6 protein-coding genes and 2 pseudogenes are annotated in these 9,439 nt (G+C 61.7%); 5 read left to right on the top strand and 3 right to left on the bottom strand.

Going from position 1 to position 9,439, the window contains the following annotated elements:
* Positions 1 to 169 precede the first annotated feature (169 nt).
* Both HT737_RS19945 and HT737_RS19940 read left to right on the top strand, forming a co-directional pair.
* Positions 170 to 2,699: pseudogene (locus HT737_RS19945) on the top strand (PepSY domain-containing protein).
* A gap of 235 nt (positions 2,700 to 2,934) precedes the next feature.
* Entirely contained in the window at positions 2,935 to 3,336 is a 402-nt protein-coding gene (locus HT737_RS19940) for an endonuclease domain-containing protein (protein ID WP_003221578.1), read from the top strand.
* A 16-nt stretch (positions 3,337 to 3,352) separates the two neighbouring features.
* Here HT737_RS19940 and HT737_RS19935 read toward each other — a convergent pair whose 3' ends face one another.
* A complete protein-coding gene (locus HT737_RS19935) occupies positions 3,353 to 4,894 on the bottom strand; it encodes an alkaline phosphatase (protein WP_182403836.1) in 1,542 nt (513 codons plus the stop codon).
* Between the two features lie 159 nt (positions 4,895 to 5,053).
* Here HT737_RS19935 and HT737_RS19930 point away from each other — a divergent pair.
* Positions 5,054 to 5,771, top strand: a pseudogene (locus HT737_RS19930) (alpha/beta hydrolase).
* 3 nt (positions 5,772 to 5,774) lie between these two features.
* Here the strand turns inward: HT737_RS19930 and HT737_RS19925 are convergent.
* The gene (locus tag HT737_RS19925) at positions 5,775 to 6,341 is read right to left on the bottom strand and encodes a hypothetical protein (protein WP_131671260.1); all 567 of its coding nucleotides are present in this window, start codon (positions 6,339 to 6,341) and stop codon (positions 5,775 to 5,777) included.
* Positions 6,342 to 6,416: 75 nt separating this feature from the next.
* The gene (locus HT737_RS19920) at positions 6,417 to 7,211 is read right to left on the bottom strand and encodes a hypothetical protein (RefSeq protein ID WP_182403834.1); all 795 of its coding nucleotides are present in this window, start codon (positions 7,209 to 7,211) and stop codon (positions 6,417 to 6,419) included.
* A gap of 131 nt (positions 7,212 to 7,342) precedes the next feature.
* On the opposite strand from HT737_RS19920, the gene HT737_RS19915 reads away from it, so the two are divergent.
* The gene (locus HT737_RS19915; protein ID WP_182403832.1) at positions 7,343 to 7,879 is read left to right on the top strand and encodes a chalcone isomerase family protein; all 537 of its coding nucleotides are present in this window, start codon (positions 7,343 to 7,345) and stop codon (positions 7,877 to 7,879) included.
* A gap of 143 nt (positions 7,880 to 8,022) precedes the next feature.
* Entirely contained in the window at positions 8,023 to 9,342 is a 1,320-nt protein-coding gene (locus tag HT737_RS19910) for an Nramp family divalent metal transporter (RefSeq protein WP_182403830.1), read from the top strand.
* The last annotated feature ends 97 nt before the right edge of the window (positions 9,343 to 9,439 follow it).

Here is a 9,439-nt window from a genome sequence, read left to right as displayed (position 1 = left end):
CTGACACGACGCCTTCGCGAGCAGGCTCGCTCCCACAAGGTATGCGCCGCAAGGCTTGGCCCCGTTCATCGACTGAACGGGGCCTTTGTGCGTAATCAAAGAAGCTCTCGACAACCCACGGCATAATGCGCGCCGTGATGACAATTTTCGAACGGACAAGGCGAGCGACGTGTTGAAGAAAACCCTGTTCCAGTTGCACTGGTTTTTCGGCATCACTGCCGGGCTGGTGCTGGCCCTGATGGGCATTACCGGTGCCGCCTACTCGTTCCAGGACGAAATCCTGCGGGCGCTGAACCCGTCAGTGTTGCAGGTGGAAAAACAGGTCGCTGGCGTCCTGCCCCCGGTCGAGCTGGTGGAACACATCGAAGCAAGCGCCGGCAAGAAAGTCGCGATGCTCTGGGTCGAAACCGACAGCGGCAACGCCGCACGTGTCTACTTCACCCCGCCCAAAGGCGAACGTCGCGGCGAGATGCGCTACTTCGATCCGTACACCGGCGAGTTCATGGGCGACGCTGTGGGCCAGGACTTTTTCGGTCTGATGCTGCAACTGCACCGCTTCCTCGCCATGGGCGATACCGGGCGCAACATCACCGGCGCCTGCACCTTGATCCTGGTGTTCTTCTGCCTCTCCGGGCTGTACCTGCGCTGGCCGCGCCAGTGGAACAGCTGGCGCGTGTGGCTGACCCTCGACTGGCAGAAAAAGGGCCGCAGCTTCAACTGGGATTTGCACTCGGTGGCCGGCACCTGGTGCCTGCTGGTGTACCTGCTGCTGGCGTTGACCGGGTTGTCCTGGTCGTACGAGTGGTACAACAAAGGCCTGACCAGACTGCTTTCCGATGCGCCGCAAAACGAACGCATGCGCGGCGGTCGTGGCCCGGCGCCGGAAGGCCCGGCACCGACGGCCGACTACGCGGCGATGTGGAGCAGCATCTATAGCGCTGCCGGCCCGGGCCTGTCGGCGTATAACATCCGCATGCCGCCAGTGGCCGGGCAACCGGCGACCGTGTTCTACCTGCTCGACAGCTCGCCGCATGATCGCGCGCTGAACCAGATCACCCTCGACCCGGCCACCGGCATCGTCAAACGTGTCGACCGCTACGCCGACAAGAGCTTCAAGGCGCAGCTGTTGACCAGCATTTACGCGCTGCACGTCGGCAGCTATTTCGGTCTGGCCGGACGGATCATCGTCACCCTCGCGGCGGTGTGCATGCCGCTGTTTTTCATCACCGGATGGCTGCTGTATCTGGACCGCCGGCGCAAGAAAAAACAGATTCAGGACGCACGCAAAGGTCTTCAGACTCCGGCCGGCGATGCACCGGCATGGCTGGTGGGTTTCGCCAGCCAAAGCGGTTTTGCCGAACAACTGGCGTGGCAGACCGCCGGGCAATTACAGGCCGCCGGGCTGCCGGTGAAGGTGCAGCCGCTGGCGGACGTCAGCGCCGAGGATCTGCGCGAATCGAGCAATGCGTTGTTCGTAGTCAGCACGTTCGGCGACGGCGAAGCACCGGACAGCGCGCGCGGTTTCGAACGCAAAGTGCTGCGCACCGCTGCCAGCTTCGACGGCCTGAACTATGCGGTACTGGGCCTTGGCGATCGCCAGTATCCACACTTCTGCGGCTTCGCCCGACGCCTGCATCAGTGGCTTGGCGATCACGGCGGCAAGACCCTGTTCGCTCCGGTGGAAGTCGATAGCGGCGACCCGTACGCCCTGCGTCACTGGCAGACGCAGCTCGGCCTGATCACCGGGCAAGCACCGGTCGACACCTGGCAAGCGCCGAGCTACGACAACTGGACGTTGGTCAGCCGCGAACTGATGAACCCCGACAGCAGCGGCGCGCCGGTTTACCTGTTGGGCCTGAAGGCGCCGAGTACCAGCAGCTGGCTGGCCGGGGATCTGGTAGAGGTGCTGCCACGCAATTGCGCGTGGGCGGTCGAACATTTCCTCGACGGCCTCGGCATTCGCGGCGAAACCCGCGTGACGATCAACGGCCTGGAAGAGCCGCTGGAAGTCGCCCTCGCCTCGCGCCAACTGCCCCGAGCATCGCGCGCATCTGGTCGGCCTGCATGCGCAAGCGCTGGTGGAGGCAATGGTGCCGCTGGCGATGCGCGAGTACTCGATTGCCTCGATTGCCGCTGACGGTGTGCTGGAGTTGATCGTGCGCCAGGAGCAGCACAGCGATGGCAGCCTGGGCATCGGTTCCGGTTGGCTGACCGAGCATGCTCCGGTCGGCGGCAGCATCAGCCTGCGTGTACGTCGCAACAGTGGCTTCCACCTGCCAAACGAACCGGTGCCGATGATTCTGCTGGGCAACGGCACCGGCCTCGCCGGGCTGCGCAGCCTGCTCAAGGCACGCATCGCCGACGGTCAGCAGCGTCACTGGCTGCTGTTCGGCGAGCGCAATCGCGAGCATGATTTCCTCTGCCGCGCGGAGCTGGAAGAGTGGTTGATCAATGGCGACCTGGCGCGACTCGATCTGGCGTTTTCACGGGATCAGGCGCAGAAGATTTACGTCCAGGATCGCCTGCGCGAATCCGCTGAAGAGCTGAAGAAGTGGCTGGCCGATGGTGCGGTGATCTATATCTGCGGCAGCCTTCAGGGCATGGCCGCCGGCGTCGATCAGGCACTCAACGACATCCTCGGCAGCGCCGAAGTCGAACGCCTGATTGAACAGGGCCGCTACCGCCGCGACGTGTACTGACTCAGAAGAGCCCCTCACCCTAACCCTCTCCCGGAGGGAGAGGGGACTGATTGGGGGATGCCGGATAAATGCGCCGACCTGAAGGTGATGTACCGAATCCGTAATCGACTCGGTCTTTCAGGTCGATGTACAACTCGATACAACTCCGTAGGCTCCCTCTCCCTCCGGGAGAGGGCTGGGGTGAGGGTCCTCGTCTACAGTGAGATTTCCAGCCACTTCACAAGGATTGTGAAGCATGCAAAATCGCCTCACTCTCGCTCAGTTCGCCCGCCAGTTACGCAGCAGCCAAACCGATTGCGAACAATTACTCTGGCAAAAACTTCGTTCACGCCAAGTCGCCAATCTGAAATTCCGCAGGCAGTTTCCATGTCCGCCCTATGTCCTGGATTTTTACTGCGTAGAGCTGAAACTGGCGATTGAGCTGGATGGGGGTCAACACTATGAAATAGCGGGCTTGATCCACGATCAACGTCGGACGCTTTTCCTGGAACGTCAGGGCATTGAAGTTGTGCGATTCAGTAATCTCGAAGTAATGCAGCAGATGGATGATGTACTGGAGCAAATCACAAGAATTGCCGCGAATCGAAAAACACCCTCACCCTCCAAGCGGTCCGACATTTCGGGAGGGCCGGGGTGAGGGTTGTTTTTGATCTTCAAACTGGCTGCAACTTCTGCTCGAAAACCGCCACCCCATTCAAATCCCGCAACACCACACTCATCTTCCCGCTCTGCCCTTCGATATTCACCTCGCCAAAAAACTGAAACCCGGCAAACGGTGAAGCGTTCTGCGTCGGTGGTGCTTTCTGGAACACCACCTCCGGGCCGAAGGTCTTGTCCAGCGGATTGGGCCCGAAACTGCCGGCATTCAGCGGCCCGGCGACAAACTCCCAGAACGGTTCGAAATCCTGAAACGCCGCGCGATCCGGGTGGTAATGATGCGCCGCGCAGTAATGCACGTCCGCGGTCAGAAACACGAAATTGCGCACGTGCTGCGCCCGCAGAAAACCGAGCAGTTCGGCGACTTCCAGTTCACGCCCTTGCGCCGGGCCGGGATCACCGTTGGCCACCGCCTCCCAGCGTGCGACGCCGGGGCTGACTTCGCCGTCGGGCACGCCGAGGCCGATCGGCATGTCGGCGGCGATCACCTTCCACTGTGCCTTGGAGTGCTTCAAGCCGCGCTTGAGCCAGTCCAGTTGTTCACGTCCCAAAAACGGTTTGGCCGCGCCAAGGTTGTCGTCGTTGGCCCCGCGATAGCTGCGCATGTCGAGCACGAACACGTCGAGCATCGGCCCGTAGCTGAGCTTGCGATAAATCCGCCCGCCGCCATCGGCCGCCTGCAAACGCATCGGCGAATATTCCAGCCAGGCCTTGCGCGCACGGCCGACCAGGGTGTGGATATCTTTCTCTTGATAACGCTCGTCGAGCTGCTTGCCCGGCGACCAGTTGTTGACCACTTCGTGGTCGTCCCACTGCCAGATCTGCGGTACTTCGGCATTGAAGCGGCGGATGTTTTCATCCATCAGGTTGTAGCGGTAATTGCCGCGATAGTCGTCGAGGGTCTGCGCCACTTTGCTCTTGGCTTCGGTGGTGAGGTTGCGCCAGATCCGCCCGCCTTCGGTGGTCACTTGCGCCGGCACCGGGCCGTCGGCGTAGATGGTGTCGCCGCTGTGGATAAAGAAGTCCGGCAGGCGCAGGCGCATGGATTCGTAGATGCGCATGCCACCGATGTCCGGGTTGATGCCAAAGCCCTGGCCGACCGTGTCACCGCTCCAGACGAAACGGATGTTGCGTCGCGCCTTCGGTGCGCTGCGCAAATGGCCGAGCCACGGTTCGCTGGCGACGCCGGATTGCGCGTCCTTGAAATACACCCGATAGAAAATCGCCTGATCGGCGGGCAGCCCGGTCAGCTCAACCCGGGCGGTGAAATCGGTGCGCGCGTCAGCCAGGGGCGAGACGACACGGCGCGGGTGGCGAAACTGGCTGCGGGTGTCCCACTCGACCACCATCCGCGCCGGACGGTCGCTGCGGCTCCAGATCATCGCGCGGTCGCCTTGCAGGTCGCCGGACTGCACGCCGTCGGTGAGTTGCGGCCGATCCTTGACCGACGCGATCACTGCCGGCGCCAGCCCCGGCATCAGCAGCCCGGCACCGACAACCTGCATGACCCGTCGGCGACCAACGTTGAAATCGCTCATGCGTGTTCTCCCTGAAAAAAGGAAAACTTAAGCACGGGATCATGAATCCGGCATGACACAAACAAAGATCGCAGCCTGCGGCAGCTCCTACAGGGTGGGTGTGGCAGATCAAGCCTGTTAGGCTCTCCCCGAACCCGACACTCCGTGAAGGAAGGCTCTATGTTGAAGGCGTTTGCCCTGTTAACCCTGCTGGCGTCCAGCGCCGTGCATGCGCAAACCACGCTGCAAAGCGACTTGCCACTGAAATACATCGAACAGGTCCACCCGGACGCGAACACTCGACCACTGGTGATATTCCTGCACGGCTACGGCAGTAACGAAGCCGATCTGATCGGTATGAAATTTCAGCTGCCGGCGCAGTACAACTACCTCTCGGTGCAGGCGCCGCTGGCGTTGGGCGAAGGACGTTTCCAGTGGTTTCGCAAGAAAGGCGAAGGGGCTTACAACGGCGAGACCGATGATCTGCAGGCCAGCGGCCAGAAGTTGCGGGAGTTTGTCGCGCAGGCGGCGCAGAAATATCACGCCAGCCCGGACAAGGTGTACCTGTTCGGTTTTCAGTCAGGGCGCGATGATGACCTACGAAGTGGGCTTGCGTCCGCCAGTGGCGGTCGGCGGGATTGCGGCGTTGAGCGGACGGCTGTTGCCGGTGTTGAAAACCGAACTAGAAGCCGAGCAGCCACCGCTGCCGCTGCACATCTTCATCGGCCATGGCACCGCCGATGATCGAGTGCCGTACCGCGACGGCACCGAGGCCAATACGCTGCTGCAGAAACTCGCCTATAAGCCCGAGTTTCACGCCTATCCCGGCGTCGGCCACAGCATCAGCGCGGCCGAGCTGCGTGACTTGAACGCCTGGCTGCAGCAGCTCAACCCGTGACGGTCACTTGTCCTTGAGGATGGTTTTCACCAGCGCATCGTGACCGCTTTTGTCGCTGGCCCGGGAAATCACCTGGACCAAGGCCATGCGTTTGCCGGAGGCGGCGAGCAGGGTGGTATTGAGTGTCTGGCCGCCGCCTTGGGTGGCAGTACTGTCGACCTGACGCACGCCGAGGCCGCTGCTTTTCTGGGTCAGACTCTTTTCTGTGAGCTTGTTGAAGTCCGGCAGCGCCTTGCGCTGGTCATCGATGAAACTTGCCAGGCTGCCGTCGAGAAATTCGTTGTCGTTGTCCTTCACGCTGGTGCCACCGGCGATCTGGTTTTCCGCGGCGATGACCACGGTCTTGGTCGCCTGATTGGTGTACATCGTGCCTTTGGCACCGGTCGGCCCGGCTGGCAGCGGGTCGGCGCTGAAGCCTTTGGGCAGGACGAAGGTGAACTTGCCGTCGAGCATCGATACGTTGTTGGTCGAGGCCTTTTCCTTGGGCTTGGCTGCCTGGGCGTTGAGGGCGCCGAGAGCGGCGACCGCCGCCAGCAACAGGACGACGGCTTTCTTGCTGAGCAATGACATGTGAATCTCCGAGGGATGGTCTCGCCAGGGCGGCGATGATCCCACGGAGCATGCCTGGCATTCCAGCGCGGTTTGTCAGGTGTTCGCATCAGCCTCGGGAGTACGGTTTTTTGCCGGAACAGGTCGGGCCAGCAGTTTACGGGTGACCCCGAGCATGGCCACCGATACCGCGACACCGGCGATGAATCCGCTGAGGCCGAGGCTTGGCAGGGTCAGCGCCGACACCAGACAAAACGCCGAAAACGAGTACATGCCCGTCGCCGTCGCCCGCAGCAATGCCGCGGTAAATGCCGGGCCACGAGTCTGCTGAGAAAACACCGCCATCACACTCCCGAGTACCGGGAACACCGCGAGCAGACCGCTCCAGCGTTCGCCCACGGTACTGGCGAGCATCGTCACCAACAGCGTCAGCGCCGCGCCGGCAATCATTCGCCAGAGCAGTTTGTCCGATTTCGGTGCCGGGCCGTTCAGCACCGGTTGCACATTGGGGAACAGGTACGGCGCGGCGAGCAGGGCAGTGGCCGCCGCCGCGACCGAGAACGTCAGTGACGACGGAATCAGCGACAACACCAGCGCCAGCACCGCCCACACCGCCAGGGAAATCGTCAGCGCCCATGGCCAGTTCGCCCGCTGCGCCACCTGCGCGTAGGTGATGCAGAAGGCGATCATGGCGAACATCGCCGACAGTGCCGCCACCGCCGATTGCGCAGCAAACTGCGGCCCCTGTTCGATGGCGAGGAAAAACAGAATCGGCCCGACCACCACCGGCAGCCCCGACAGCCACCCGGCGACGCTCGGCCCCCAGCGCTTGCCGGCAAGGGAAATCAGCAGCAGAAAACCGGGGATCAGCAGTAATTTGAGAATCAGCACGCGGGAGGCCTCCGGGGATGGAACGGCCAAGGTAACCGATTGGCGCATTGATCGACAATTTTTGTATACAAAGTGTGCGAGTGATATCCGCTATGCTCTGAAGATCAGGGTTTACCGGGGTCGATGCCGCAATGAACAAACCATCGAAGTTGCTGCTTGGGTGCTGTGGCATCGGCTTGTGGGCGTTGTTACTTACACCGACCTGGGCCAATTGGCAGGACGCGGTGCCCGGCGCGCAAATCATCGGCACCGGCGATTTCAGTGTGTTCGGCTTCGACGTCTACAACGCCCGGTTGTGGAGCGCGGCACGCCCACTGTCGACCGAACAGCCCTTCGCCCTGGAGCTGATCTACCGGCGCGAGATCTCGCGCGATGATCTGGTGCAGGCCAGTGTCGATGAAATCAAACGGCTGGCAGGCTCGGGCGTCAGTCCCGCGCAACTGGCCAGGTGGCAAGGACAAATGCAGCAATCGTTCGTCGATGTGCAGGCGGGCACACGGATTACCGGCGTATACCTGCCGGGGCAGGGTGCGCGATTCTTTGTCGGGCAGCAGTTGCAGCACGAAATTGATGATCCGCAATTTGCCCGGGCGTTTTTCGATATCTGGCTGGATCCGCGTACTCGTAATCCCGAATTGCGCGAGCAGTTACTGGGTATGAGTCGTTAGGAGCAAAAGATCGCAGCCTTCGGCAGCGCCTACAGGATATGCATTCCAATGCAGGAGCTGCCGAAGGCTGCGATCTTTTGCTCTTCAAGGGTTCAACTGAAACCTCTAAGCTGCGTCTTTCGAACTTGTTTCTGGATGTGTGCGTGAAATTCAGCTTACCCAAAATCGCCACTGCGCCGTTCTGCCCGCCAGAAGTAGCCGGCAGCGTCGCGGTCGATCCGAACGCTTCGTTCTTCAAACGCGTGCTGCGTTTTGCCGGTCCCGGCTTGCTGGTGTCGATCGGCTACATGGACCCCGGTAACTGGGCGACCGCCATCGAGGCCGGTTCGCGTTTTGGTTACAGCCTGCTGTTTGTCGTGTTGCTGGCAAGCCTGGCGGGGATGGTTGTGCAATGCCTTTGCTCGCGGCTGGGCATCGCCACCGGCCGCGATCTCGCGCAATTGTCCCTTGAGCGCTACAGCACCCCGACCGCGCGCCTGCAATGGGTGCTGGCGGAAATCTCGATCATCGCCACCGATCTGGCCGAAGTGCTCGGCTGTGCCTTGGCCTTCCATTTATTGCTGGGTTGTTCGCTGACCTTCGGCATTGCCCTGACTGCCTTCGATACGCTGCTGGTGCTGGCTCTGCAGAACCGTGGCTTCCGTCGGCTGGAGGCAATCATGCTGGTGCTGGTGGCGACCATCGGCGTGTGTTTCTTCGTTGAGCTGGTGCTGATCAAACCTTACTGGCCGCAGGTGTTCGCCGGATTCAAACCGTCGCTCTCGGCGATCAGCGATGCTGCGCCGCTGTACCTGGCGATCGGTATTCTTGGCGCGACGGTGATGCCGCACAACCTTTACCTGCACACCTCGATTGTGCAAACGCGGATGATCGGCAAGGATCTGGCCAGCAAGCAGGACGCGGTGAACCTGGCGCGCATCGACACCATTGGCTCGCTGGCGCTGGCGCTGCTGGTCAACGCGGCGATCCTGATTCTGGCGGCGGCCGCTTTTCATCAGTCGGGGCATACCGACGTGGTCGACATTCAGGACGCCTACCACCTGCTCGACCCGCTGGTCGGTGGCGCGCTGGCCAGTGTGCTGTTCGGCGTCGCGTTGCTGGCGTCGGGGCAGAGCTCGACGTTCACCGGGACCATCGCCGGGCAGGTGATCATGGAGGGTTACCTGAACCTGCGAATTCCCTGCTGGCAGCGGCGTCTGATCACGCGTGGGCTGGCGTTGATCCCGGCATTCATTGGCGTGTGGCTGATGGGCGACAACGCGGTGGGCAAATTGCTGGTGTTGAGTCAGGTGGTGTTAAGCCTGCAGCTGCCATTTGCGCTGTACCCGTTGATCCGCATGACCAGCGACAAACAACTGATGGGGCCGTTTGTGAATCGGCTGCCGACCCGGGTGCTGGCGTGGGGATTGTTTGTGGTGATCAGTGGGGCGAATGCCTGGTTGATTCTGCAGATGGTGGTGTGACTTTCAAAGCACCTTGTGGCGAGGGGATTTATCCCCGATCCAGTGCGAAGCGCTGGCAAAGATGTGTGTCGAGGCGAAAAATTCTGGGGCTGCTGCG

The sequence above is a fragment of the Pseudomonas sp. MD195_PC81_125 genome (assembly GCF_014060985.1).
Classification (GTDB): domain Bacteria; phylum Pseudomonadota; class Gammaproteobacteria; order Pseudomonadales; family Pseudomonadaceae; genus Aquipseudomonas; species Aquipseudomonas parakoreensis.
This window is presented reverse-complemented; position numbering and strand designations above follow the sequence as displayed.